This window comes from Salinigranum marinum (genome assembly GCF_024228675.1).
In the GTDB taxonomy this organism is placed as follows: Archaea; Halobacteriota; Halobacteria; order Halobacteriales; family Haloferacaceae; genus Salinigranum; species Salinigranum marinum.
Genome location: NZ_CP100461.1, coordinates 3,807,159 through 3,831,698, shown reverse-complemented (window position 1 = coordinate 3,831,698; position 24,540 = coordinate 3,807,159). Strand labels below are relative to the sequence as shown.

The 24,540-nt window shown below is 67.9% G+C and carries 23 protein-coding genes and 1 pseudogene; 13 read left to right on the top strand and 11 right to left on the bottom strand.

What is annotated here, in order from left to right:
* Positions 1 to 236: 236 nt before the first annotated feature.
* Positions 237 to 2,051 carry a formate/nitrite transporter family protein gene (locus NKJ07_RS19240; protein ID WP_318568399.1) on the top strand — a complete coding sequence of 605 codons (1,815 nt, stop codon included), beginning with the start codon at positions 237 to 239 and terminating at the stop codon, positions 2,049 to 2,051.
* Between the two features lie 64 nt (positions 2,052 to 2,115).
* Positions 2,116 to 2,538: a universal stress protein gene (locus NKJ07_RS19235; RefSeq protein WP_318568398.1), complete on the top strand. Its 423-nt coding sequence runs from the start codon at positions 2,116 to 2,118 to the stop codon at positions 2,536 to 2,538.
* Positions 2,539 to 2,606: 68 nt separating this feature from the next.
* On the opposite strand, the gene NKJ07_RS19230 is transcribed toward NKJ07_RS19235, so the two are convergent.
* Entirely contained in the window at positions 2,607 to 3,509 is a 903-nt protein-coding gene (locus NKJ07_RS19230) for an MBL fold metallo-hydrolase (protein ID WP_318568397.1), read from the bottom strand.
* Positions 3,510 to 3,627: 118 nt separating this feature from the next.
* Between NKJ07_RS19230 and serS the strand changes: the two genes are divergently transcribed.
* From serS to NKJ07_RS19215, 3 genes are all read left to right on the top strand, one after another.
* A complete protein-coding gene (serS, locus tag NKJ07_RS19225) occupies positions 3,628 to 5,004 on the top strand; it encodes a serine--tRNA ligase (protein WP_318568396.1) in 1,377 nt (458 codons plus the stop codon).
* A 64-nt stretch (positions 5,005 to 5,068) separates the two neighbouring features.
* A complete protein-coding gene (locus NKJ07_RS19220; RefSeq protein ID WP_318568395.1) occupies positions 5,069 to 5,509 on the top strand; it encodes a hypothetical protein in 441 nt (146 codons plus the stop codon).
* 49 nt (positions 5,510 to 5,558) lie between these two features.
* On the top strand, positions 5,559 to 6,053 hold the full coding sequence (locus tag NKJ07_RS19215) for a DUF367 family protein (RefSeq protein WP_318568394.1): 495 nt from the start codon (positions 5,559 to 5,561) through the stop codon (positions 6,051 to 6,053).
* 25 nt (positions 6,054 to 6,078) lie between these two features.
* On the opposite strand, the gene NKJ07_RS19210 is transcribed toward NKJ07_RS19215, so the two are convergent.
* A complete protein-coding gene (locus tag NKJ07_RS19210) occupies positions 6,079 to 6,447 on the bottom strand; it encodes a DUF5518 domain-containing protein (RefSeq protein WP_318568393.1) in 369 nt (122 codons plus the stop codon).
* Positions 6,448 to 7,045: 598 nt separating this feature from the next.
* On the opposite strand from NKJ07_RS19210, the gene NKJ07_RS19205 reads away from it, so the two are divergent.
* Both NKJ07_RS19205 and NKJ07_RS19200 read left to right on the top strand, forming a co-directional pair.
* A complete protein-coding gene (locus NKJ07_RS19205; protein WP_318568392.1) occupies positions 7,046 to 8,068 on the top strand; it encodes an NOG1 family protein in 1,023 nt (340 codons plus the stop codon).
* 198 nt (positions 8,069 to 8,266) lie between these two features.
* On the top strand, positions 8,267 to 8,551 hold the full coding sequence (locus NKJ07_RS19200; RefSeq protein ID WP_318568391.1) for a hypothetical protein: 285 nt from the start codon (positions 8,267 to 8,269) through the stop codon (positions 8,549 to 8,551).
* Between the two features lie 47 nt (positions 8,552 to 8,598).
* Here the strand turns inward: NKJ07_RS19200 and NKJ07_RS19195 are convergent, their stop codons facing one another.
* Together NKJ07_RS19195 and NKJ07_RS19190 are read right to left on the bottom strand one after the other, a co-directional pair.
* Positions 8,599 to 9,321, bottom strand: a complete 723-nt coding sequence (locus NKJ07_RS19195; RefSeq protein ID WP_318568390.1) for an SIMPL domain-containing protein — start codon at positions 9,319 to 9,321, stop codon at positions 8,599 to 8,601.
* A 128-nt stretch (positions 9,322 to 9,449) separates the two neighbouring features.
* On the bottom strand, positions 9,450 to 10,784 hold the full coding sequence (locus NKJ07_RS19190) for a TIGR00341 family protein (protein WP_318568389.1): 1,335 nt from the start codon (positions 10,782 to 10,784) through the stop codon (positions 9,450 to 9,452).
* Positions 10,785 to 11,860: 1,076 nt separating this feature from the next.
* On the opposite strand from NKJ07_RS19190, the gene NKJ07_RS19185 reads away from it, so the two are divergent.
* The 3 genes and pseudogenes from NKJ07_RS19185 (at position 11,861) to NKJ07_RS19175 (ending at position 14,902) form a co-directional block, all read left to right on the top strand.
* Positions 11,861 to 12,478, top strand: a complete 618-nt coding sequence (locus NKJ07_RS19185) for a hypothetical protein (protein ID WP_318568388.1) — start codon at positions 11,861 to 11,863, stop codon at positions 12,476 to 12,478.
* On the top strand, positions 12,475 to 13,653 hold the full coding sequence (locus tag NKJ07_RS19180; protein WP_318568387.1) for an inorganic phosphate transporter: 1,179 nt from the start codon (positions 12,475 to 12,477) through the stop codon (positions 13,651 to 13,653). The genes NKJ07_RS19185 and NKJ07_RS19180 overlap by 4 nt, the downstream gene beginning before the upstream one ends.
* 256 nt (positions 13,654 to 13,909) lie before the next feature.
* A pseudogene (locus NKJ07_RS19175) lies at positions 13,910 to 14,902 on the top strand (transposase).
* Positions 14,903 to 15,235: 333 nt separating this feature from the next.
* On the opposite strand, the gene NKJ07_RS19170 reads toward NKJ07_RS19175, so the two are convergent.
* From NKJ07_RS19170 to NKJ07_RS19160, 3 genes are all read right to left on the bottom strand, one after another.
* Positions 15,236 to 15,955: a 5-formyltetrahydrofolate cyclo-ligase gene (locus tag NKJ07_RS19170; RefSeq protein ID WP_318568386.1), complete on the bottom strand. Its 720-nt coding sequence runs from the start codon at positions 15,953 to 15,955 to the stop codon at positions 15,236 to 15,238.
* Between the two features lie 158 nt (positions 15,956 to 16,113).
* The gene (locus NKJ07_RS19165; RefSeq protein WP_318568385.1) at positions 16,114 to 16,284 is read right to left on the bottom strand and encodes a hypothetical protein; all 171 of its coding nucleotides are present in this window, start codon (positions 16,282 to 16,284) and stop codon (positions 16,114 to 16,116) included.
* A gap of 18 nt (positions 16,285 to 16,302) precedes the next feature.
* Positions 16,303 to 17,199, bottom strand: a complete 897-nt coding sequence (locus NKJ07_RS19160) for a universal stress protein (protein WP_318568384.1) — start codon at positions 17,197 to 17,199, stop codon at positions 16,303 to 16,305.
* 137 nt (positions 17,200 to 17,336) lie between these two features.
* Between NKJ07_RS19160 and NKJ07_RS19155 the strand changes: the two genes are divergently transcribed.
* Positions 17,337 to 17,762, top strand: coding sequence for a Rieske (2Fe-2S) protein (locus NKJ07_RS19155; protein WP_318568383.1), 426 nt, complete (start codon positions 17,337 to 17,339; stop codon positions 17,760 to 17,762).
* Here the strand turns inward: NKJ07_RS19155 and NKJ07_RS19150 are convergent.
* Complete coding sequence (locus NKJ07_RS19150; protein WP_318568382.1) at positions 17,745 to 18,530, bottom strand: hypothetical protein; 786 nt, start codon at positions 18,528 to 18,530, stop codon at positions 17,745 to 17,747. The genes NKJ07_RS19155 and NKJ07_RS19150 overlap by 18 nt on opposite strands.
* 125 nt (positions 18,531 to 18,655) lie before the next feature.
* Between NKJ07_RS19150 and engB the strand changes: the two genes are divergently transcribed.
* Positions 18,656 to 19,276, top strand: a complete 621-nt coding sequence (engB, locus tag NKJ07_RS19145) for a GTP-binding protein EngB (RefSeq protein WP_318568381.1) — start codon at positions 18,656 to 18,658, stop codon at positions 19,274 to 19,276.
* 1 nt (position 19,277) lies between these two features.
* Here engB and ddh read toward each other — a convergent pair whose 3' ends face one another.
* From ddh to NKJ07_RS19130, 3 genes are all read right to left on the bottom strand, one after another.
* Positions 19,278 to 20,204: a D-2-hydroxyacid dehydrogenase gene (gene ddh / locus NKJ07_RS19140; RefSeq protein ID WP_318568380.1), complete on the bottom strand. Its 927-nt coding sequence runs from the start codon at positions 20,202 to 20,204 to the stop codon at positions 19,278 to 19,280.
* Positions 20,205 to 20,326: 122 nt separating this feature from the next.
* The gene (hop, locus tag NKJ07_RS19135) at positions 20,327 to 21,172 is read right to left on the bottom strand and encodes a halorhodopsin (protein WP_318568379.1); all 846 of its coding nucleotides are present in this window, start codon (positions 21,170 to 21,172) and stop codon (positions 20,327 to 20,329) included.
* Between the two features lie 54 nt (positions 21,173 to 21,226).
* Entirely contained in the window at positions 21,227 to 22,093 is an 867-nt protein-coding gene (locus NKJ07_RS19130; RefSeq protein WP_318568378.1) for a DUF3179 domain-containing (seleno)protein, read from the bottom strand.
* 318 nt (positions 22,094 to 22,411) lie between these two features.
* On the opposite strand from NKJ07_RS19130, the gene NKJ07_RS19125 reads away from it, so the two are divergent.
* Positions 22,412 to 24,529 (top strand): acetate--CoA ligase family protein, encoded by a 2,118-nt coding sequence (locus NKJ07_RS19125; RefSeq protein WP_318568377.1) that lies wholly within the window; start codon positions 22,412 to 22,414, stop codon positions 24,527 to 24,529.
* Positions 24,530 to 24,540: the final 11 nt, after the last annotated feature.

Here is a 24,540-nt window from a genome sequence, read left to right as displayed (position 1 = left end):
AGTTCGCCTCCATGTACGACTGTCCAGCCCCCCCTCGGAAATAAATCCCGATAGTGCATGCGCCCGAACCGCCCTCCGACCTCGACCGTGAGACCGTCCGACGTGGACGCGGTCAGCGTGGCCCGAGCGTCCTGGAGTCGCCCAGCAGGCTCGGCCGACGCGGCGTGTGCCGCCCCCGTGCCAGTGCGGGAGTGGACATGCCAAACGATTAGTAGCCGTTCGACGGAATCCCGGCAATGAGCGATCCCGACGAACGAGTCCCCGAGGAGTCAGTTCGGGACGCCGTCGAACGGTCTCGGAGCGGTGCGCCGGCCGTCGGCCACGTCGTTCGCGATCGCTTCTCGTCCGACGAGGTGTTCCAGCGGATCGTCGCGGCGGCCGACGAGGAGATCACGTCTGGGAGCCGCGAACTGTTCTTCAGCGCGCTCGCGGGCGGGTTCGCGATCACCATCACGTTCATGCTCTACGTCTCGATGAAGACCTCGACCGGGGGCGACCCGGTGTTGAGCGCCCTGCTGTATCCGCTCGGGTTCGTCTACATCATCATCGGCGGCTACCAACTCTACACCGAGAACACGCTGCCGCCGGTCGCGCTGACCCTCGAACGGCTGGCGAGCGTTCCGGCTCTGTTGCGCAACTGGATCGTCGTCCTGACCGGTAACTTCGCCGGCGGGGCGATGGGTGCGGCCGCGCTCGCGTTCGGCGGTGTCCTCTCCCCGGAGGCCGGCGTGGTGGCGGCCGGGATCGCACAGGAGGGCGTCGACACGGCGTGGTGGAACCTGTTCAGCAAGGCGGCCTTCGCGGGGTTGATCGTCGCCGGCGTCGTCTGGGTCGAGTACGCGGCCCGGGACACGATCTCCCGGCTCGCCGTGGTCTATCTCGCGTTCCTGGCCATCCCGCTCGGAGGACTGTACCACTCGGTCGTCTCGTTCACGGAGATGATCTACCTGGTCTTGCTCGGCGACCTCGCGATCGGCGTCGGACTCGTCGACTTCGTGCTCCCGGTCCTCTTGGGGAACACGATCGGCGGCGTGGTGTTGGTGACTGTCGTCAACTACTTCCAGACGACCGAACAGCGGCTCGAATCGGCCCGCTTCGAGGGAGCCCAACGCCAGCTCTCCCTCCCGGAGTGGGTGCTCGGTGGCCTCGCCGGGCGGTCGTACGTCCCGCTGCTCGACACGGCCGACGCCCCTCCGGTCGCGGACGACGGTCCGTACCGGATCGTCGTGCCGATCCAGAACCCACGGACAGAAACGCAACTCGTCGAGGTCGCCTGTCTGTTGGCCAGTCAGCGGGACGACGCCGTCGTCAACCCCGTGCACATCGTGCAGGTCCCCGACCGGAGTCGGGGGTACGGAAGCACACAGCGCCGGCGGATCGTCACCGAGTCCGAGGCGCTGATGGGAGACATGCGCGACATCGCCGCCGACTACGACGTCGAGTACCAGAGTTCGACTGTCGTCTCCCGTCGCTCGTTCGAGGAACTGTTCGAGATCGCCAGGCGCAAGCAGGCCGACCTGGCGCTGCTGCAGTGGGGTGACGACCGGCTGTGGGGGGCCGCGCGAACGGACCGCTCGCTGAGCGATCTCACCAGCCAGCTCCCCTGTGACTTCCTCGTGTTGAAGAACCGTGGCTTCGACGCGTCACGCCTCCTGTTGCCGACCGAAGGGGGACACAACTGCGAGCTGAGCGCCGAGATCGCCCGCACGCTCCGCGACGCCGTCGGGTCGGAGATCACCCTGTTGCACGTGGTCGCGGACGTCACCGAACGCGATGCCGGCGAACGGTTCCTGGCCGAATGGGCCGACGAACTCGGGATCGGTGACGCGACGCGCGTCGTCGACGACACCGGCGACGTCGAGCGAGCCATCGCTCGCGAGGCGCGTGACAACTCGCTGTTGCTCCTCGGGGCGACCGAACGGGGACTGCTCTCGCGGCTCGTCCACGACTCGCTCAACCTCAGCGTCGTCGACGAGGTGGACTGTTCGGTCCTGCTCGCCGAGCGAGCGAGGCCTCGCAGTCTCCGTGAGCGCCTGTTCGGGCAGCGCTGAGCCCGTTCGCACGAACCGGCGATCGGGTGCATGGTATAAGCGTGCCGACATCCTTTCTCAAGTCGTGTACAAGAGAATATTAATTCCAACTGATGGGAGTATCGGGGCCGACCGCGGTGTCGAGACCGGACTCGACCTCGCGGGGCAGTACGACGCGACGATCCACGCGCTGTTCGTCGTCGACGAGCGCATCTACGGGGAGACGCCCGGCCTCTCGGACATGGAGCTCCGCTTCGAACAGATCGAAGACCGGGGCGAGGAGTTCCTGTCCGAGATCGAAACCCAGGCCGACGAACTGGGGCTCGACGTCCGGACGACCGTGCGACGTGGGATGCCCTACGAGATCATCACGGCGTACGCCGACGAGCACGACGTCGACCTCATCGTGATGGGTCGCCACGGGGCATCCGCGCATCCGGTGCCCCACATCGGCTCCTGCACCGACCGCGTCCTCCGGACCGCGTCCGTGCCGGTCCTCCCGGCGTAGCCGGCCCGGCCGCCGACGGGTCGGCGAGGCTGTCGGCATCCCTCGCCCGGCCAGGGCCGATCAGCGCGTCACTCGTCGGCGACGTAGTCGAGGTAGCCCAGCACGCCTTTCGTGTTCAGTCGATCCTCCGCCCGCGCCTTCTCCTCGCCCCAGATCTCGACCATGTCGGTGTGGTCCATGAAGTAGTCGACGACGGCGTCGTCGTCCGGGAGTTCCGAGCGTTTCTGCCGGACGGCCTCGACCCACTCGACGAGCGTCCGTTTGTACTCGTCCATGATGCCGTCCTCGTAGGGACGCGAGCCGAAGTGGCCGTAACAGAGGACCTCGGGGTCGACCGCGGCGATAGCGTCGGCGTCGGCGAGAGACTTCTCCAAGTGGAACTGCGCCGGCGGCGACGTCGGCCGGACCGCCCCGGTCTCGGGGACGTAGATGCCCGCCGCGTCGGCGGTGAAGACGACGTCGTCGCCGTCGTCGTGGACGAAACAGTGGTGCGGCGCGTGGCCGGGCGCGTGGTGGACGTGGAGGGTCCGGTCCCCGAGGTCGATCTCGTCGCCGTCTTCGATCCCCCGGATCCGATCTTCGGGGACGGGCACCGGTTCGTCGTAGTACTTCCACTGGTCCTCAACGGCCGCCTTCGTTCCCGCGACGAGCCGCGAGGGGTCGACGAGGTGTTCGACGCCCCGTTTGGGCGTCAGGACGGTCGAGTCGGGGTAGCGTTCAGCCAGATAGCCCGCCCCGCCGGCGTGGTCAAGGTGGACGTGCGTCGGAACGACGTACTCGGGGTCGATCTCGAGGTGGTCGAGGAGGTCGTACACGTACTCGCGGTTGCGCCCGAGGCCCGTGTCTACGACGGCCGGCCGCTCGGCGTCGACCACGTAGACGGTCCCGTACTCGGGGATGCCGTACGCGCCGACGTCGACGTAGTAGAGGTCGGTGCAGCCGGGGACTTCGAACCAGTCGCCGATGGCCATACGAGGGGAGGGAGGCGGGCTGGCAAAAGGGTTCGGTCGGCTCCGTCGGCGCGGAGACGGTCGTCCAGGCGGCGCGTGAACGACACGGTTTTGCCGCGCCCGTCTGAATTCAGAACAAATGTTGAGCAGGCAGTACCTCCGCGAGCACCCCGAGGACGTTCGGGCCTCGCTCGACGACCGCGGGTACGACGACACCGACCTCGACCGGATCCTCGAGCTCGACGACGAGTGGCGCGCGCGCAAGAGCGAGGGCGACGACCTCCGCCACGAGCGCAACGAGGTGTCAGCGAAGATCGGCCGGCTGAAACAGGAAGGGAAAGAGGACGAGGCCGAGGCGGCGATCGAGCGCTCACAGGAGCTGAAAGAACGCATCCAGGAGGTCGAATCGCGGGCCGACGAACTCGAAGCCGAGTTGGAAGCGCGGATGCTCGAACTCCCGAACGTCCCTCACGGGTCGGTTCCGGTCGGTGCGGACGAGGCCGACAACGTCCAAGTCGACCGCTGGGGGTTCGACGCGCTCCGCGCCCTGCCCGACGAGGTGACCCCACACTACGACCTCGGCGAGGACCTGGACATCATCGACGAGGCGCGCGGCGCGAAGACGACCGGCGCGGGCTTTTATTTCCTGAAGGGCGACGGGGCGCGTCTCGAACACGCGCTCATCCAGTTCATGCTCGACGTCCACCGCGAGCAGGCGTACGTCGACGTCTTCCCGCCCGTTCCCGTCAAGAGCGCGTCGATGCGCGGGACGGGTCAACTCCCGAAGTTCAACGAGGACGCGTACCGAGTGGGTGGCGACGAGTTCGAAGACTACGCCGACGACGACCTCTGGCTCTGTCCCACCGCCGAGGTGCCCGTCACGAACATGTACGCCGACGAGATCCTCCTCCGCGAGGACCTCCCCCTCAAGCACCAGGCGTACACGCCGAACTTCCGGCGCGAGGCGGGCGAGCACGGCACCGAGACCCGAGGGATCGTCCGCGTCCACCAGTTCAACAAGGTCGAACTCGTCAACTTCGTCGAGCCCGACGAGTCGTACGACCGGCTCGAACGCCTGGTCGAGGAGGCCGCCACGGTACTCGAACGGCTCGAGCTCCCTTACCGCGTGCTCTCGCTCTGTACCGGCGACCTCACCTTCGCCTCGGCGAAGACGTACGACCTCGAAGTGTGGGCACCCGGCACCGACGCCGACGACGGCCCCGAGATGGGCGGCCGATGGTTGGAGGTGTCGAGCGCCTCGAACTTCGAGGAGTTCCAGGCACGACGCGCCGGGATTCGCTACCGTCCCGAACACCACGAGTCGGCGGAGTACCTCCACACGCTCAACGCCTCGGGGACCGCCGTCGGCCGGGTGATGGTCGCCATCCTCGAATACTACCAGAACGACGACGGCACCGTCACCGTCCCCGAGGTGCTCCGGCCGTACATGGGCGGCCAGGAGGTCATCGAGGGGCACGAGAAGGTCGGCGAGTCGGCGCTCGGTGCGGACGACTGATACTCGTTCGCACGCGCTGAAAACGATCGAGGAACACCCTGCGGTCGAGATCGTACGTTCTCGTATGACCACTCGACGCACCCACGGAGTGCACCTCGCGACCGGGGCGATCACCGTCCTCCTCGCGGTTCCGGTGCTCGGCGTCTTGCTCTGGGGAGCGTGGCGACTGCTCTTCTGGGGCGTCGTCGCCGTGGCACCACACGCACAGTACGGCCCCGCGGCCGGCATGACCACCCCCAGCGCGATACCACCGGGCATCGACACGATGTTCGCCGGGGGCGGGCTCTCGGGTACCGGTTCCTCCCTGTCGACGCTCGTCGCCGTCGGCGTCGTCGTGGTCGTCGTCCTGCTCGCGAGTGTCGCCGTCACGCCCCGGGCGGGCGACGACCTCGCCACGCTCGAGGAGACGGCCGTCCACGGCGGGGTCGGCGAAGGCAGCGACGAGGAGGTCGCTCGTCGGCGGCGGCGGGCGCTCACCGGCGACCCGCGCGACAGGACATCCTGACGCCACCGTTCCCGAACGCGCTTTACCGGTGGCTCGTCTATCATCCACCGTGCCCGTCGACCTGCACGTCCGATACGAGGGTGACGACGACCCCGACAAGTGTACGGCACGGAAACTCGCGCGGTTCGACCTCACGACGCTCCACCGGTCCGACAGGGAGACGCCGTACGGTGTCGTGTTGAACCCTCACGCCGAGCGGGCGCTCTCGCCCGCGGACGCGACCGACACGCTCGTCGCCCTCGACTGCTCGTGGGAGTCGGCGGGCGAAAAACGCTTCTCGCTCCGCGGCGACCACCGCGCCCTCCCGTATCTCGTGGCGGCCAACCCGGTCAACTTCGGGCGGCCGCTCCAGCTGACGACGGTCGAGGCGCTCGCGGCCGCGCTGTGTCTCTTCGGCGAGCGAGCCCACGCAGTACGGATCCTCTCGAAGTTCCGGTGGGGCGAAACGTTCCTCGAACTCAACGACGAGCCCCTGCGGCGGTACGCCGACTGCGCCGACTCGACCGAGGTCGTCGCGATCCAGCAGGAGTACCTGGATCGGTAGCCGTCGAGTCCCACCGACTGCCCCGTTACGTCGAGCGGCGCTTGAGCCAGCCGCCGACCGCGCCGGCGACGGCGCTGTCGGCGGCGAAGAGGAGCGTGAGCGCGGAGACGACGACGAGCGCACCGAAGCCGCCGACGAGCGCGCTGAGCGGGCCGCCCGAGGCGACGGCGTCGCCGAGGAAGGCGACGCCGAGTGCGACGACCAACCCCGCGATCGAGCCAGCGACGAGCCCGTGCCACGCGCCGCGTCCGGGACCGCCACCGGCGACGTAGCCGGCGGCGAAGCCGGCGACGAGCCCGGCACCGAGCTGTCCGACGACCGGAACCGAGACCCCGGCCGTGCCGATGACGACGAGGAGAGCGAACCCGACCGCGACCGCACGCCAGTTCGTCATACGTGGCGCGACGGATGGGGGATGGATAACTGCGTTGAGACGCGCCGGACGGTCGTGCGAACAGGCGACACCGAGGGTGAGAGACGCGAGACGCGGTGTCGCACACCCGCGGTCGTCTCGCGGCGGTCGTCAGCTCACGACCCCGGGTGGCCCCCCTCTCGGATGTAAACGTTCGTGTCATGGCGAGCGGTGTGCGGCGAGCCCCTCAACCAGCCTCGGTCGGCGCTTCGTCCGTTCGTTTCGCGCCGATCGAAGCGGTGACAGCGACACGGGACCGTTCGGTGGCGTTGCGGTTCGGTGGCGCGCGCTGGCGCGATAGGGGTCGCACCTCCATCGTGCGGAGGATGAGAACGCGAGCGAACGAAGTGAGCGAGGGCCCGAATCGGCTGGAGAGGGCGTGGCCCGTCGCCGCGCTGGCGGCTGCACTCGTTCGGCCGATCGTTCCGTTCGATCGCCCCACTGTTTCGGTCTCCCACCACCCGCCAGCCTCGACGGCCCGCGTGAGCGACGTCGGCCGACGGGCGACTCCGCCACGCGCGACTGAGGGAGCGCCCGCGAACGGACGGGCTTTTGCGTGCGGGCGATCAAGAGTCGTGAAATGATATTCGAGACCCTCCCGACGACACCGCGCGCGGAGGAGCTCCTGGACAAGGCGTTCTCGCGGGCGGCCCGCTCCGGGCGATCGAAATCGGGGCTGGAGGCACAGGAGTCGATGCTCGTCACGGCGTCGAACATCGTCTCCGACAACCTCGAGAACGTGGTGACGACGTGGCCCGACTTCGACACTGTCGACCCCTTCTACCGGGAACTGGCCGACGCAGTGCTCCGGCAGTCAACGCTGGCGCGCGAGAGCCCCGAGGGCGAGACGCTCGGCGTCGACGCGATCAGAGGGAGCCTCTCCGAGGTGACGTGGGCGTCCCGACAGATCCGCGAGATCCGCTCGGAGTACCAGACGAAGCTCCGCAACGCCGACCTGGAGACGGCGCGCAAGCACAGGAAACAGGCGTTCGCCCGCATCGCCGACATCCTCGACGAAATCGAGGGCGACCTGCTCCGAATCGGCGCGGCCCGCGACGCGCTGAAGAACCTCCCCGACATCCGCCCCGACGAGCCGGCGATCGTCGTCGCGGGCTACCCGAACGTCGGCAAGTCGTCGTTCGTCAACAGCGTGACCCGCGCGTCGAACGAGATCGCGTCGTACCCCTTCACGACGAAGGGCGTCCAGATCGGCCACTTCGAGCGCGACCGCATCCGCTATCAGATCATCGACACGCCTGGACTCCTGGACCGCCCCGACGGCGAGCGGAACGACATCGAACGCCAGGCCGTCTCTGCGCTGGAGCACCTCGCCGACGCCGTGGTCTTTCTCGTCGACCCCAGCGGCGACTGCGGCTACCCACTCGACTCACAGCTCGAACTCCGCGACGCGGTCCGCGACCGCTTCGCCACCCGCGGCGTTCCGGTTCTCACCGTCTGCAACAAGATCGACCGGTCCCGGGAGGTCGAGGCCGACGCGTACATGAGCGTCACCGAGGGCGAGGGCGTTGAGGAACTCCTCGACCTCGCGGTCGACGCGGTCGACTACGAACCCGACGTCCCCCCGTCGCGGCTCGACGGCTGATCCAGACGGCGTGAACGGCCTCGGGGGTGGTCGGATCCGGCAGTCCCGCCGGACGGCCTGCGTGTGGCGGCCGTCGGTTCGGCGCTGAGTCCCGTCGTGCGTCGTCGTTCGCGGCGAGCGTTCGCGGCGGCGACCCGGGAGGTCAGTCGAAACGGCGTTCGAGAACAGTTTTACGAGGCGGTGGGACGACCCCGACGCATGGAACGAACCAGCCGAAGACTCGACCGTCGGACGCTCCTCCGGGGGATCTTCGCGTGTCTACTGAGCGTCGGCGTCGCGGGCTGTGCCGGTCCCGGCGGAGAGGAAGGCGACGACGGTGGTGACGGGGAAGGCGGAGGTGGAGAGGAAGACGACGACGAGGATGAGGGTGGAGAAGAAGGCGACGATGACGAGGATGACGGGGGAGAAGAAAGCGACGAGGATGACGGGGAGGGCGACGGGGAGGAAGACGAAGAGAGCGTCTCCCGGCCGACGGGATCGTAGCCCGACGCCGGTCTGACTGAACCTCGTCTCCCCTCGTCCCGCCACGCTCAGGCGGCGCGGTAGGTGACGTCGACCGTCACCGAGACGGAGACCGGACCGGGCTTGAACGTCGTCCGGGCACCGTCGGCGGCCGACTCCGCGGCGAGCCGTTCGACGGGGGCGAACCCACCCGTCGTCGACATCGTCTCCACGCCCGTGATCGAGCGGTCGACCGACCCGGCCATCGCGTCGGCGTCCGCGCGGGCGGCCGTCACGGCGCGTTCGATGGCCTGACTGCGGAGCGACGCACGGGTCTCGTCGGTGAGCGTGAAGACGACGCCCTGGACCTCGCTCGCGCCGTTTGCGACCACGACGTCGACGATCTCGCCGGCGCGCGCGGGGTCGGTCTCGATGCGGAACGAGTGGACCGCGCGGAAGCCGCGTTCGGCGGGATCGTCGCCGTTGCGATAGTCGGGGAACACCGAAAAGGACGCCGTCGAGACCGCATCGTCGGGGACACCGGCGTCGCGGAGGGCAGTGCGCATGCGCTGGCTGTCCGTGGCGATCTGGCCGCGGGCGGCGTCGGCGGAGTCGGCCGTCGCGACGACCGCGACAGAGACGACCGCGAGGTCGGCGTCGGCGGTCACGGAGCCAGTGCCGGTCGCGGAGATGGTCGTGCCGTCGGTCGTCTCGGTCGTGTCCGTCGTGGTCGATGCGGTCTGGAGCGGGCCGAGACAGCCGGCGAGCAGGACGAGCAGGCCGAGCGCCACGGCGAGGGATCGTGTTCGCATGGCGAGACGGACGACGGCTCGGATATTGAAGACACGTTAGACACAAGTACGCATTTCACTCATCTCGGGAGCCGTTCCGCCCGTTTCGGGTTCTCGGCTCGGCTCTTTTTTCTCGTGTCGCAGCCGACTCACTCGCCCGGCGAGCCGTCGACCGGGACGTACCGAACGTCGACCGCGACGTCGCCGTTCGTCTCGACCGGGAGTTGCGGCGGCGGTGGCTGGCGCGCCACGGCTCGAACGCGGCCGCCGAGTCGGTCGGCCAGGGGCGGCGGCTCGGTGTCGATCGGATGGCCCACGGTGACGACGACGCGCGTCGGTCGCCGGAACGGGAAGTCCTCGTACTCGACGGTCATCGAGAGGAGTTCCAGCTCCGTGTCGGTCGCCTCGAGTTCGGCGGCGACGGCGGCGCGGGCGTCCTCCTCGAACGTCGCCGTCCGGTACGTCGAGTACGTGACGCCGGCGAGGAACGCCGAGAGCACCACGAGTCCGACCGCGAGAACGGCGATCCGCTTCAGCGTCGCCGTCCGCGCCTCGTCGAGCTTGAACCACCGCTCGGGCCGGTAGCCCTGGTGCCAGAGGACGGCGAGGGCGACGAGGTTGATCGCGAGGAAGTTCACCAGCACCAACACGGCGGAACCCACGACGGCAGTCGGCCGCCCCCACGCGATGCCGATGCCGACGACCGCAGTGGGGGGAACGAGCGCCGCGGCGATCATGACGCCGACGAGTGCCGATGAGACCCCCGTCGAGAGCGAGAGCGCGCCCGCGACGCCGGCACCGAGCGCCACGGCCAGCGAGAGGACGTCCGGCGAGAGTCGCTCGCGGACCTCGCCGATCGCGAACACCTCGGTCGCGGTCAACGGGACGATCCCGCTCCACCGAACGGCGAACGCGAAGACGGCCGCACCAGCGACCGCGAGGACACCGCCGAGCACCTGGAGCCGGACACCACGGTCGAACAGTTCCTCGTCGTCGACGACGGTGCCGACGCTGGTCGCCATCGCGGGGCCGATGAGCGGCGCGATGACCATCGAGCCGACGACGACCGCCGGCGAGTCGACGAGTACCCCCGCGGTGGCGACGACGGTGCTGATGAGCGTCATCACGACGAACGTCACCAGCGACGGGGCCATCTCTCTCGCGCGCGCAGTGAGTTCGTCCCGCGAGATGCGGTCGCCGTTCTCGGCCGTCTCCTCGTACTCCGCCTGGAGTTCCTCGAACCGGCGGGAGACGACCGTCTCGGCGTTGACCACGACCGTAAACGAGTCGCGTTCCAACCCCGCCTCGCGCAGGTCGTCGAGGACCGACTCGACCGCCGCCGTCGGCAGGGGAAACGAGACGACCGCGGTGTACTCCCGGCCGCTCGTCTCGTCGGTGAGGACGTAGTCAACCCCGTCGTCGTCGAGCGTCGACGTGACCGCCTCGCGCTTGCCCGCGGGGACCGTGACCTGGACGAGTCGCACGCGTCCCTCTCACGCCGCCGCCGGCTTATAACCCTACCCGCCGGCTTCGTCGGCCGTATCGGCCGTGTTGACCCCGTCGGGTGCGAACCGCGCCAGAGCGGGATCTCGCCGAGCCGATCGGCCGCGAGCGCCCAGTCGATCCCCGCCGGTTTCCCCGTCGCGCCGGTCTCGACCACACTCGCTCCGGCGTGGCGACGAGGTCCATCGACACGTCGTGTGTCGCGGGCGTCGGCGCGTCGGTCGCGGCGACGACCTGCCGCTCGTGGACAGTCGTCGCCACCGGCGTCGTCTCGTCCACACGGTCGAGTTCGGAGAGCACCGCCCACTACGTGTCGGAGTCGCCCTCACCTTTGTCGACTCTGACGCCCGATTCGGTCACGGCGGCGCTCCCACTCAGGTAGAAGCGTCGACTGCTGGCCCGGACGGCGCCACGTTCCGTACAGAACGTGTACCGCGGTTGCTCGAAAGGTGCGACGTCGGTCGTCGACCCGAACGTACTCTATTCAGTAGCATACGTTCCGAGCCCCTGGAAGTTCACTTCGGAACCTCGATCTGACGTCGTAGCGAGAGACGGTGCATCGGGTTATATATCAACCAGACAACCGTTCGATGCGGCTCCCGTCGGAACGAGGACGTCTCGGGCCGGTTCTCGATCAGAAAACGAAACGTCAAAATAGCTAGAAGAGGTATCCACGGTCTCACCAGCACGTTGATACACCTTCGAAATCGTGGTGGCCGTGCACGTTCGAGTGGATGTACTCGATCGGCGGGGGGCCACTGCGACCGAACGACGAGCAAGTAGACGGGAAACTGTCGACGATAGCCTCTGGATCTCGCACGAGCGTTCTTCGGACCGTTCTGCAGACAGGGCGCGTATGCAGCACCTCACAGCACCGTCAGAGGGAGTTCTCCCGGGTCAGACGTACGATCGACCGTGCTCAACCACCGGCATCCGGCCGAGATGTCTTTGCCAAATTACTTGAACGAGGCGGGCATAAAACCTATATGTGTTCTCTCACGTCTATTGATTTCGAGTTTGTCCTACCCATTCAGGTGACCTTCGAACTGGGTGGGTCGTGAACCCGAACCGCGTCGACTCTCTCGTCGACCTGACCTACGGCCTGTTAATCGCGGTCTCGGTCGGACTGATCGTCGTCGCTGGCAACGCTATCGGGTTGGCGTTCGGGTTTGGAGTATTGCTTTCCTACGTCCTCCACGTCGTTTGGAAGATGGCCCGTTTCGATCCGAACTGGATGACGACGGCGGTCAAAGAAACCGTCGAGGAGACCGTCGAGGAGACCGTCAACGAGACGGTCGGAGAAACTGTCGACGAGACAGTCAGCGAGACGGTCGAGAAGACGGTCGGAGAAACGGTTGAAAAGACCGTCGAGGAGAAGGTCGGCGAGACGGTCGAGAAGACGGTCGAAGAGAAGGTTGGAGAGACAGTGGAGAAGACGGTGGACGAGAAGGTTGGAGAGACGGTCGAGAAAACGGTCGGCGAAACCGTCGAGAAGACGGTTGGAGAGACAGTAGAAAAGACGATGGACGAGAAGGTTGGAGAGACGGTCGAGAAGACCGTCGAGGAGAAGGTCGGGGAGACAGTGGAGAAGACCCTCGAAGAACAGCGTGCGGCCGAGAGCGCGGATAGCGAGACGGACGAGGCCGCCGGGGACGACGAGACAGAGGATCGATGATCGACCTCCTGCTCGTCGCTGGCGTCCTCGTCGCGATGTTCGTCGCCTACAACATCGGAGGGTCGACCACGGGACCGGCGTTCGGGCCGGCCGTCGGTGCCGACGCTATCTCCAAGCCCGTAGCCGCGGCGTTGATGGGTGTGTTCTTTTTCATCGGTGCCTGGACGCTAGGTCGGAACGTCGTAACGAAGCTCGGCACCGAACTGGTCGTCGACCCCGGTGTCTTCACGCTCGAATCCTCCATCGCGGTGCTGTTTTTTATCGGGATCGCACTGCTGGTCGGGAACCTCTTCGGCGTACCGGCCTCGACTTCGATGACCGCTGTGGGGGCAATCGCCGGCCTCGCGTTGGCCGGTGGCGTGCTGGATTTCGCCGTGATGGGACAGATCGTCGTTTGGTGGGTCGTCTCGCCCATCATCGGCTTCTGGGTCTCGCTGATCATCGGCCGGTACTTCTACGCGCGGCTGAACGGATTGATCGCGATAGAGCGCAGTACGGGGCCTCTGTTCGAGCTCGACCGGTCCGGTGTCGTCCCCGTTCCACGGGTCCACCGGACGACCAACCGCCGGGAGCTGGCCGGGACGTTTACCGTCGTCGCGATCGGCTGTCTGATGGCCTTCTCCTCGGGCACCTCGAACATCGCCAACGCCGTCGCACCGCTGGTCGGCAGCGGCGAACTGGCGATGAATCCCGCGATCATCTTCGGTGGGATCGCCGTCGCCATCGGCTCGTTCACCATCGCTCGACGAACTCTGGAGACGATGGGCAGTGATATCACGGAACTACCCCTCACTGCGGCCATCGTCGTCGCGTCGGTCTCCTCGACGCTGGTCGTCTTCCTCTCGGCGCTCGGCATCCCCGCGAGTTTCGTCATCATCGCGACCATGTCCATCGTCGGGCTGGGTTGGGGTCGAGCGACTCGACCGATGACCGGCCGCGAAATAGTCTCTGGCGATGGTGGGACCCCGGTCACGGTCGACGCGCTGGCGGCCGACGAGGAGGGCGAGACGCTCCCCCCTATCGGCGCCGAAGATACCAAGGACATCCCCAGCCCGGGGGCGTTGTTCAACCCCGTAACGACCGCCCGGGTCGTCCTGATGCAGAACGTCGTGCCGGCCATCGCGACGGCCGGTGCCTATCTCACGTTCCGGTTCGTCCCGATATTCGGGTTCTGAACCGGAGCCGAATTGAACCGCGTTACGCACGTACAAGCAGCATCTCCCGAGGAGAAAGAAGTCACATAAGGAGCCGAACCCACGTAGAAACGCCGTTGTCATGATAGTTTGAGTGGAGAATCCATAATGCCGCAGATACGCTCTGTCTCTTGCACTGCCCTACCTACGAACTCCGGAGAGATACTGCTGTTTCACCGTGTTCGAGGGTGTCATAGAACGATTAGCACACCAAAGAGCAGGGTGAACGCTGAGGTGGATGAGTTCAGCGACCCTGCAAGATGATCCTTCGGTAGACTCGTTCTTCAATGCCGTGGAGACAGAGACGCTAGCGCTGTTCGAGCACCTCTCTTTCGAGTTTCTCGAAGAGTTCGACGTGTTCGCCCCGGCGAAGACGGGGCGAACACGAGACCACGAACCACCAGAACTGATGCGTGGCTTTCTCCACTGCTACTACAAGGACATCTACGGCATTCGTCCCGTTGAACGAGAGCTTCGGAACACGGTCGGCGATCTGGCTGTGGATTCGATCGACCGCCGTCGAGAGACGCGGTCGATCGCTTTCTCACCGATCTTGAACACGTCGTTGACAAGGTGTTCGACCACCTCGTCGAGCAGGCCGCCCGGCGCGGCCTGCTCGACTTGACCTACTGTATCGATTCAACAGACGTGAGGGCGATGCCCGCCGATCCAGACGCCTCAAAGTGCTACGATCCAACCGACGACGAGTACTACTACGGCTACGGCTGTACGATCGTCTCGACCGGGCAAAAGATCCCGATCGGAGCGGAGTTCACCGAGAGTAAGCAAGCGCCAGAAGAGACGGCGATGCGCGTCACGCGTGACGCGCTCGCCGTCGCCACACCGATCTGGAATGGTCGGTGACAGCGCCTACGACACGCTCGACTGGCACGACCACCTGCTGACCGCAGGGGTCGTGCCAGTCGCTCCATACAACGCCCGGAACGCTGATGACCCGAAAGACATTGAGTACAGGGTCGAAGACCGCATCACCGAACACGGCGAGGACGTTCAGTTGAAGCAGTCCACGTTGGATGAGACGTACAACCGCCGTAGTGGAGTCGAACGAACCAACGAATCAGTGAAGGACTGCGGCCTCGGGCGAACGCACGCCCGAGGCCGCGTCCACGCACGGGCGCAGGTATTTCTCGCCCTGTGCCTTCGCCTCGTCGTCGCAATCACCAACTACGAACGTGGAGACAATCCGGGAAGTACCGTGATCACGGTGTGAGAACTCTTCTATGACACCCTCCGTGTTCGGTTACACTCTCGAGATCTTTCGGACGCGGGTTCGACCCAACACGTCAGGCCGACCGGTTACCGCCTGTTACGGACGGGTTTCGAGGAACGAACCACGCCACTAGTCCACTATCCCGCCCGAGTGCGTTGGCTCAGTCGATCCGTCTCCGGTGAGTATGAGTCGCTCGTCGTCCCGTCTCCAGTCACGGTCTCCCGGGAGTTCCCCCGTCGTCGTGACGGGAAGCGATGTACTTCGTCAGACGGCTACGTGCGTCAGGTTCTGAGCGATCCGATTATGAACTGGTGCCAAGGTCGCCAATGGTCGTTACGAATCCGAGTACGTCCGTTCGAGTCGCCGTAGAGCCGGAATCTCGTCGAGTCGTTCCTCGCTAAGAATGCCCCATTCGATCTCCGTCGGTTTACTACCTGAGGCGTCCGCTCGAATCGACCGCTCTGGAGTGAATAGCCGGTCCATTGGAACGTCTTGTGGTGTCGTCGGAATCTCTTCGTTGACGACCTGTATCTCGTGAACCGTCGTGACGGTAGTTGTCTCGTCGTCCACCAGTCCGAACGCACGCAGGATGACGAACTCAAGGTCGCTGTATCCTTCGCCTTTCCCGACTCGCGCACCTTCGTCGTTCACGGCGACGCTCCCCGAGACGATCAGATCGATCGGTTCCATCTCGTCGGGACCGACCTGCACACCGACCTCCGAAGAACCGCCAATCGTCGTCGCGTGATTGATATCCTCAATCTCGTCCGGATCTAGCCGAAAGAAGCACTTCTCGTCTCGCAGTCGAGGAACAGCCATGTAAATCGTCTTTCCCTCTCGCAGTGCGGCCCGCCGAACGGGAAGCTGCGGAGAGTCGGGATTGGACTTGATTACATCCGCGTCCTGCCACGTCTCGTTCGCCGTCAACCGCTCCGCCGCCCGGCCCGCACCGTTGAAATTGGGAATTCTCCCGTGGGGCGGATATGGAAAACGGGCTTCCCCGCTTTCCTCTATCTGATCCCAGATCCGCGCTCGTAATTCCTGCTTGTCCATACTCCCAATTGCAGTCCGCCGTACTAGTACATCCTCACCTTACGGCGGAAACGGAAAACGGGCCTCTCCACTCTCCCCGAGTTAGTCCCACACTCGCTCACGAAGGTCCTGTTTCTCCATGTGCCAACCGTTCGGCTCCGCACGAGTATATCGTCACCTCAGGGCGGGGACGGAAACCGCGCCTCGCCGCTGTCTTCCAACTCGTCCCAGATCCGCTCTCGCAACGCCTGCTTGTCCATGAGGTCCCGGACGACGGACCGACGACCGTTGTACGTCCGCATCGCCCGGCCGCCCTGCCGGCGGGGACGAGTCGGTCCCCCGCGTCGCATCACGGGGCCTGCGCCACCTCAGACGTCCTCGACGGGCGCGGTGAGCACCGGGACGACGGAGTTCCGCACGACGCGTTCGGCGACGCTCCCGAGGAGGTAGTGGGCGAGTCCGGTTCGCCCGTGAGAGGCCATGACGACGAGGTCGGCCCCCGACTCGTCCGCGTGGTCGCAGATCGCCCGGGACGGCAGCCCCTCAACGATGGTCGTCGACACGTCGACCCCGCGCGCTGTGGCCTCGCGCTCGATCCGCCCGGTGGCGGCCTCGGCCGTCGTCTGCAGCCCGCCGACCAGGTCCTCCAGCGCCGTTCCGACGTTGTAGAACGTCGACTTCGCCCGCTCGTCGACGACCGAGAAGGCGTCAACCGTGGCGTCGAACCGGTCGGCGATGTCGAGCGCGTGCGGCAGCGCCGAGAACGATTCGTCGCTCCCGTCGGTCGGCACGAGGATACGGTCGATCGGCGGCCACCGCGGGGCGGTCTCGGCGGCGCGGACCGTCACCACGGGAACGTCGGCGCGCCTGACCACCTTCTCGGCGACGCTCCCGATGACGAACCGACCGACGCCGGTTCGCCCGTGCGTCCCCATCACGACGAGGTCGACGCCGGCGTCGGCGACGTACGCGAGGATCGCCTCCGACGGGACGCCGACCTCGACGTGCGTGACGGCCGCGCCGTCTTCGGCGAGATCGGCGACCGCGTCGACCGCCCGCCGCGCGTCCTGGGAGGCGTCCGTCCGTCCGTCGTCGAACGCCGTCTCCGTGTCGAGCGTGGCCCCGTCGTAGTCACGCTCGTCGACGACGGTGAGCGCGTGGACCGTGGCGTCGTACGCTGCCGCCAGTACCAGGCCGTGCTGTGCGGCCCGCTCGGCCGACTCGCTTCCGTCGGTCGGGATCAAAATGTCACCGTACGAACCCATGGAGGGTGTACGCCGGTCGGTCGCATAACCGTTGGGTCGACCGTGACAGAGAGGGCCAGCGGATCGATCCCGTGCGGCGGCCGCGGCGTCGCGCGACGCGCGGTACGTTTACCCGCCCGCGAGGCGACGCGTCGGGCATGACGCGAACGCGACTCGCGGCGGTCGACGACGTGCCCGAAGACGGCTCGGTGCTGTTCACCGTTCGGGAGCGGGACGGCACCGAAGAGGAGGTGATCCTCGTCCGGTGTGCCGACGGCGAGGGCGACGCGGTGGCGGCGTGGCGGAACTTCTGCCAGCACGAGACCGACCAGCGCCTCGACCGGGGGTTCGGTGCCGCGGTCCGCGACGGGGAGGTCGTCTGCCCGAAACACGGCTCGATGTTCGACACCTGCACGGGCTACTGTGACAACGGAAAGGCCGCGGAGTCGTACCTCTCGGCGGTCGACGTGGCGGTCGACGACGGCGACGTCTACCTCACCGACGCGGCCGTCACGTTCGCCCACGAGGGCGGGGTCGACGACGGCGACGACGAGCCGAGTTCGACGTCACACCTGACGTTCTGAGCCGGGGTCGACGGCGACCACCTCGCTCACGACGCGCGTCGAGAGCCGGTCGGGGACCAGCTCGGCGCGGTCGGCGGCGAGCGCCGCCGACTCGTGGAGGTCGATCGCGACGAACGCCGGCGCGGGCCGGCGACCGAGCCTGAGGACGCCGTCGTCGAGCGTGCCGAACCAGCCGTGGTACGAGAAGCGGTCGTGCGGGTCGTCGATGCGGCAGGCGACGTAGACGGCACCGCCGTTGAGCGGCCGCCACGGCTGGACGTACGCCGTGACCGGACGGGTCCACGACTCCAGCGCGAGGGCGCGCGTCTCGCCCGCGGCGGCCGCGTCGGCCGGCTTCGGGTGTCGGACGGGCGTTTCGACCGACGCCGCGCTCGCGCGGGGGACCGACGGCCTGAGGTCGGGCGTGGCGTCGGCGAGGTGGTCGCTCGCGGGGCCGGTCTCGACCACCGGCCGCCACCGCCGACCGGCGGGCGTCCCCTCGCCGAGGAGGAGTCGCTCCTGCCCGCGGTCGAAGACGCCGAAGTGCCCGCCGCAGTCGTCGACCGCCCACGCGACGTACGTCGCGGCGGCACCCCGCGGGGTCCACGGCTGGAGGGTGAGCGTCGGCGGCGTGTCCCCCGCGCGGCGGTGGTCGCGCTCCCGGGAGTGGAGCCGGCAGACGACCGTGGGGCCGCGGACGTCGGCGTCGGACGGCGCGGGCGTGTCGACGCTCCGCGCGGTGTCGCGGTCCGCGGCGTCGGCGAACGAGCCACCGTCGGGACGCTCCATACTCCGGGTTCAGTCGGCGGCGTGAAAAGCCCACGCCTCCGTGCTCGACCCGTCCCGACCCCACCGGTTCGGCGACGGGCCGGCCGACTCGTGGGTGTTATCCGCCTCTACGGTGTACCGACGGTATGTTCGAGAACCGACCCGACCGCGACGAAGTGGTGCTCGTGGGACGGTCGAACGTGGGCAAGTCGACGCTGATGCGTGAACTCACCGGGCACGCGGTGAAGACGGGGAAGAAACCCGGCGTCACCCGCCAGCCGAACCACTTCGACTGGGCCCCCGAGAAGTTCATGTTCACCGACCTCCCGGGGTTCGGCTTCATGTCCGGCGTGAGCGAGGAGCGACGCGAGCAGATCAAGACCGACGTCGTCCGCTACCTCGAGGCGAACGCCGACCGGGTGCTCGTCGGCGTCGTCGTCGTCGACGGGAAGGCCGCCGTCGATATCATCGACCGCCACGCCGACGCGGGCGAGGTGCCGCACGACGTCGAACTGTTCCACTTCCTCCGGGAACTCGAGATTCCGACGGTCGTCGCCGTCAACAAGATGGACAAGGTCGACGACCGCGACGAGCGGCTGAACGAACTCTGTGACCGGCTGGGACTGCTCCCGCCGTGGCAGCAGTGGCGCGAGACGGTCGCGCCCGTCAGCGCCAAGCGCGGGAGCGTCGAACCCCTCCTCGAAGCGCTCCGGACCCACTTCCACGACCAGAAGCGAGACGACCTGCTGAAGTTCGTCACGGCCTGAGTCAGACGACGCGGTTCGTCAGGTCCTCGCCGGCGCGGACCCGCCGGACGTTCTCCCGGACGAGCCCGGCGACGTCCTCGTGATAGCGGTTCGTCGCGGCGCTCGTGTGTGGCGTCACGACGACGTCCTCGTGGCTCCACAGCGGCCACGTCTCGGGCAGGGGCTCCTCGGCGAACACGTCGAGCGCCGCGCCCGCGACGGCTCCGTCGTCCAGCGCCGCCACGAGCGCGTCCTCGTCGACGACGGCCCCGCGGGCGACGTTGACGAGGTAGCTCGACTCGTCCATCGCCGCGAACGTCGACGCGGAGACGAGGCCCTCGGTCTCGTCCGTCAGCGGCACCGCGAGGACGACGAACCGCGCGCCTGCGACGGCGTCGTCCAGCTCGTCGGGCGTGTACACCCGCCGGGCGTGCTCGTGGAGGTCCCCCGAGGCCCGGACGCCGACGACGTCCATCCCCAGCGCGTCCGCACGCCGGGCGACCCCGGTTCCGAGCGTCCCGAGCCCGACGACGCAGACGCGCTCACCGGCGAGCGTGAAGGGGACGTCGTACGGCTCACGCGTCCACTCGTGGTCGCGCTGACGGTCCCGGAAGACGTGGAGTCGTCGGGCCAGCGCGAGCATGTAGCCGAGCACCGTCTCGCCGACGGTCGTCCCGTGGATGCCGGTGCTGTTGGTGAGCACGACGCCCGCGTTGGCGTACCGTTCGAGGGGGAACTCGTCGTAGCCGGCGCGAACGCTGTGCACCCACGACGCGTCGAAGAACGACGGGCGTGGACTGAACGTGACGACCACGTCGCCCTCGTCGAGGGCGGGAGCGTCGCCGACTGTCTCGACGGGGACGGGGAGGTCGGCGAGCGCCTCCACGAGGACGCTCGGTTCGAAGATGATGCCGACGGAGTCGTGGACGACGACGCGCTGCAGTTCCATGGTCGGGCCTCACGCGCGCCGTACAAAGTCGGCAGGGGTTCGACGCGTCGGACGGACTGCCGTCAGTCACGACCGGATCGCGGGACGGCCCGCGATCGACCAGTACCCAGCAACAGTCCGTCTCAGTCGTCGGCCGGGGTCGCGGTCTCCGCGCCCGTCGAGCGGCCCGGCGTGACGGCGTCGACGACGCGTTCGTTCGCCGCGACCCACCGGAGCAACAGGAACGCGAAGACGTACTTCGCGCCGATGTCGAGCAGCGAGTAGCCCCACGAGGTGGTCGCGACGTCGAGCAGGGCGAAGCCCTCGCTCCCCAGCGCCCAGAGGATCGGATAGCCGAGCCAGAGGACGACCGTCAGCAGTTTGAGCGTGCCGAAGATCTCGCTCGTGCCGGCGGCCGCCGCGTCCTGCGGCCACTCGACGAGGAGCACGTACAGGACGGCGATGAAGAAGGCACAGCTGATGCCGTAGAACACCCACCGGAGCAGGTACGACGAGGTGATGAGCGCCGCGGCGAGCCCCGTGACGCACATCCCGACGTCCATCGTGATGGCCGTGAACAGCTTCGTCCGGTCGGTCCCGGCCAACAGCCCGAGCGCGAGGAGGATCATCGGCGTCGAGAACGTCCACGTGAGATAGCGACCCCACGGCGAGAGCACCTCCTGGCCGGCGAGGGCGTGGCCCGCCGGCATCTCCAGCAGGCCGACGGTCAGCCCCGACGCGAGCCCGGCGTAGCTCGAGATCGAGACCAGCGGGACGAGCAGCGTCGCCACCCAGATGAGCCGCGCCCGGGCCGACTCGATGCGGCGTCCCATCGCGACGAACAGGAGGATCGAGAGCCCCGCGAGCGCGATGTTCACCCACAGCGACGCGTTGAGCGAAGCGTTCTCCTGGATCAACCGGAGCACCTCGGTCTGTGTCGTCTGCAGCGGTACCTCTGCGAGCGTCGACAGGCTGTCGTGTCGCACCATACCGGAGCGCAGGACTGAGGCGAGATAAGTTGATTGCCGATCAAGGGCCGTCGGTCACATCACCGTCGAGTGCGGCGGCGGCAGGAGAACGTCCGTCTCCGGATGGTCGGCGCGCCACTCCCCCCAGCGAACCACCGTCGAGGGGCGGATCGTGAGCCGATCGCCCTCGCGCTCGCCGCAGATGGCGCGGGCGAGGAGTTGGCTCCAGTAGCTTCGCGTGCGCCCGTCGTAGAGGACGAGGTTCCCCGAGTTCCGGACCTCGGCCTCGCCGTCGGTCGCGCTCGCGCCGAAGACGCGGCCGTCGGTTTTCGCGGTCTCGGTGTAGATCCGTGGGGGTTGCCAGAGCTGTCCCGTGACGCCGAAGACGGTCGGCTCGCCGTCGACGAGCCGCTCGGCGACCATCCCCGACTGGCAGATCGGACAGAACGTGACGAGCAGCGGCCCGTCGAGGCTGTCGTTGACGATCTCGTGCCACCAGACCACCGACAGCGGGTACGCGCGGGCCTGGTCGCCGTCGGCGCTCGTCACGCCGATGACGTAGCTGTCGTCGGTGAGGCCGTCGCCGACCTCGAACCCCATCCGGTACCGCTCTTCGACCGCGATCTCCTCCCAGCTGTCGCCGAAGACGGGTTCGACGATGGCGCGGATCCCCGTGTCCTCGACGATCTCCGCCCGACAGATCGTCGAAGGGAGCCCCCACTCCCCGAGGCTGTCGCGCTCCTCGACGGGAACGGGCGTTCCGTCGACGGCGAACGCGCCGCGGTCGGGGGCCGTCGGCGACGGCCTCGGTGTCGCCGTCACCGCCGTCTCCCCGTCGGCAGCGCGCGGCGCGTCGGTCGCACAGCCGGCGAACGCGCCCGTGACACCGGCGGCGAGCACCGCGAGGAGTCGACGGCGGGTCGGCGCGCGGGAGTCGTCCATACACGCGTCTCGTCGAGTAGACGGATAATCGGCGCGCGGCTGTGTGGGTTCGATGCACGCGGCTCGGCGCTCACGCTCGTCGGCGAGCGTCGCGGATCCGGGTCGTCAGAACGGTGGCTCGGGGAAATGCCTCGTCACACGGGGCTCGGAGGGGGTAACTGTCGTCACTGCCACCGCTCGTCTCTTCGCTCCGGAGGGGAAAAACGCACATGGTTCCCGCGGGAGTACCCGAAGGCGAGTCCCTCCGTCGGGTCACTGCGCCGTCACAACTACAACGATTTATCAAACGTTTTTACGGGCGGCGAGCCAGTTCAGCCGATGTCAGTCGACGCCCCAGCTCTCGCCCCCCTGTTCGATCCAGACTCCGTCGCCGTCGTCGGCGCGAGTCCGGACTCGTTTTACGCCGGCAACCTCATCGACAACCTCCTCGACTACGGCTTCGACGGCTCGCTGTACCCCGTGAACCCGAAGCGCGAGGAGGTGTGGGATCGGCCCTGCTACGATTCGATCGACGACGTGCCCGAGACCGTCGATCTCGTCGTCGTCAGCGTCCCCCGCGACTACGTCGTCGACGTCGTTCGCTCGGCGGGCGAACGCGGCGTCCCCGTGGCGCTCGTCGTCGCCGCCGGCTTCGGCGAGGCGGACGAGCGCGGGGCCGAACTCGAGGCCGAACTCGCCGCGACTGCCGCCGAGGTCGGGATCCGCGTCGTCGGGCCGAACTGCATCGGCGTGATGGCGGCCCGCGGCGCGACGCTGACCGCGACGTGTTCCCGCGAGCCCGAGCCGGGATCGATCGGCCTCGTCAGTCAGTCCGGTGCGCTCGCGTTTACCACCTTCTTCGAGCGCGCCGCGGACGACGACGTCCACTTCAGCCACATCGTCTCGACCGGCAACGAGGCCGACCTCACCACCAGCGACTACGTCGCCTACCTCGCCGCCCAGGAGACGGTCGACGTCGTCTGCGCGTACGTCGAGGGGCTGACCGACCCCGAGCGGTTCATGCGCGTCGCCGAGGCCGCGACCCGCGCCGGAACGCCCGTCCTCACCGTGAAGATCGGCCAGTCGGACGTCGCCGAGGCCGCGACCCTCTCACACACCGGGTCGCTCACGGGCGACGACGACGCCTGGGAGGCGGCGTTCCGACAGACCGGCGTCCAGCGCGTCCCGGACATCCCCGACCTGCTCTCGCGGGCCAGCGCACACGCGACGGACGACGCCCCCGAGGGCGGCCGCGTCGCCGTCGCGTCGACCAGTGGCGGGCTGGCGAGCCTGCTCGCCGATCTGGCCGACGAACGCGGACTCGCGCTCCCGGACATCACCGGCGAGACCGAGGAAACGCTGCTGGAGATGGACGAACTGCTCACGTTCGGCGCGTTCCACAACCCCGCCGACATCCGTGGCTACGGCGCCGAGGTGCTCCCCGAGATCGCCGACACGCTGTTCGCCGACGAGTCGTTCGACGCCTACGTCTTCGCCATCGGCCTCTCGGCCGTGGACGAACGGGCCGCCCGCGTCGCGGGCGACCTCCAAGCCATCGTCGACCGCACCGACGACCCGGTGTTCGTCCTCTGGACCGGGCGGAAAGAGCCCGACGACCCAACCGAGACCCCGCCGTACGCCCGGCTTCGGCGGTCGATTCCCGTGTACGAGGATCCCGGCCGCTGCATGGACGCGGTCGCCTCGACCGTCGACGCCGCCGCCGCTCGCGACCGACTCGCGGAGCGACCGACCCGACCCGAACTCGACGAGCGGCTCGACGATCCCGCCGTCGACCCGCCGCGCGGGCGCGTCCTCACGTGGGCCGAGAGCGAGGCCCTGCTCGCGGCGTTCGACGTCCCGGTCGTGGAGACGCACCTCGCGACGACCGCGGACGACGCCGTTGCCGCCGCGGAGGCGGTCGGCTACCCGGTCGTCCTCAAGATCGACTCACCCGCGCTCCCACACCGGACCGACGTCGGTGCCGTCCGGGTCGGCGTCGACTCCGCCGAAGGGGTCCGCGACGCCTTCGGGGAGATCACGGAGGCCGCCCGGGCCAGCGCCCCCACCGAGGCGATCGAGGGCGTGCTCGTCCAGCCGATGGTCGACGACGGCGTCGAGGCCATCGCGGGCGTCTCGCCGGACGAGGTGTTCGGCTCGCTCGTGACGGTCGGCCCCGGCGGCGTCCTGGTCGAGGCGCTGAACGACAGCGCGGTGTTGGTGCCGCCGTTCTCGCGGGACGACGCGCGGGAGGCGGTCGAGACGACGGCGCTCGCGGACCTCCTCGCCGACCGACGCGGCGGGCCCGCGCTCTCGCTCGACGGGCTCGTCGAGTTGCTCGTGAACGTCGGCGACCTGGCCACGACGGTCGAGGCGGTCGCCGAACTCGACCTCAACCCGATCCTCGTGACCGACGACGGGCCAGTCGCCGTCGACGCGCTGATCAGAACCCGCGAGTGAAAAAAGACGAA

Bases quoted from the DNA above. Each gene is read 5' to 3' on its own strand.
- NKJ07_RS19240 (WP_318568399.1), top strand. From the start codon at position 237: ATGAGCGATCCCGACGAACGAGTCCCCGAGGAGTCAGTTCGGGACGCC.
- NKJ07_RS19230 (WP_318568397.1), bottom strand. From the start codon at position 3,509: ATGGCCATCGGCGACTGGTTCGAAGTCCCCGGCTGCACCGACCTCTAC.
- serS (WP_318568396.1), top strand. From the start codon at position 3,628: ATGTTGAGCAGGCAGTACCTCCGCGAGCACCCCGAGGACGTTCGGGCC.
- NKJ07_RS19220 (WP_318568395.1), top strand. From the start codon at position 5,069: ATGACCACTCGACGCACCCACGGAGTGCACCTCGCGACCGGGGCGATC.
- NKJ07_RS19210 (WP_318568393.1), bottom strand. From the start codon at position 6,447: ATGACGAACTGGCGTGCGGTCGCGGTCGGGTTCGCTCTCCTCGTCGTC.
- NKJ07_RS19205 (WP_318568392.1), top strand. From the start codon at position 7,046: ATGATATTCGAGACCCTCCCGACGACACCGCGCGCGGAGGAGCTCCTG.
- NKJ07_RS19200 (WP_318568391.1), top strand. From the start codon at position 8,267: ATGGAACGAACCAGCCGAAGACTCGACCGTCGGACGCTCCTCCGGGGG.
- NKJ07_RS19195 (WP_318568390.1), bottom strand. From the start codon at position 9,321: ATGCGAACACGATCCCTCGCCGTGGCGCTCGGCCTGCTCGTCCTGCTC.
- NKJ07_RS19180 (WP_318568387.1), top strand. From the start codon at position 12,475: ATGATCGACCTCCTGCTCGTCGCTGGCGTCCTCGTCGCGATGTTCGTC.
- NKJ07_RS19170 (WP_318568386.1), bottom strand. From the start codon at position 15,955: ATGGACAAGCAGGAATTACGAGCGCGGATCTGGGATCAGATAGAGGAA.
- NKJ07_RS19165 (WP_318568385.1), bottom strand. From the start codon at position 16,284: ATGCGACGCGGGGGACCGACTCGTCCCCGCCGGCAGGGCGGCCGGGCG.
- NKJ07_RS19160 (WP_318568384.1), bottom strand. From the start codon at position 17,199: ATGGGTTCGTACGGTGACATTTTGATCCCGACCGACGGAAGCGAGTCG.
- NKJ07_RS19155 (WP_318568383.1), top strand. From the start codon at position 17,337: ATGACGCGAACGCGACTCGCGGCGGTCGACGACGTGCCCGAAGACGGC.
- NKJ07_RS19150 (WP_318568382.1), bottom strand. From the start codon at position 18,530: ATGGAGCGTCCCGACGGTGGCTCGTTCGCCGACGCCGCGGACCGCGAC.
- engB (WP_318568381.1), top strand. From the start codon at position 18,656: ATGTTCGAGAACCGACCCGACCGCGACGAAGTGGTGCTCGTGGGACGG.
- ddh (WP_318568380.1), bottom strand. From the start codon at position 20,204: ATGGAACTGCAGCGCGTCGTCGTCCACGACTCCGTCGGCATCATCTTC.
- hop (WP_318568379.1), bottom strand. From the start codon at position 21,172: ATGGTGCGACACGACAGCCTGTCGACGCTCGCAGAGGTACCGCTGCAG.
- NKJ07_RS19130 (WP_318568378.1), bottom strand. From the start codon at position 22,093: ATGGACGACTCCCGCGCGCCGACCCGCCGTCGACTCCTCGCGGTGCTC.
- NKJ07_RS19125 (WP_318568377.1), top strand. From the start codon at position 22,412: ATGTCAGTCGACGCCCCAGCTCTCGCCCCCCTGTTCGATCCAGACTCC.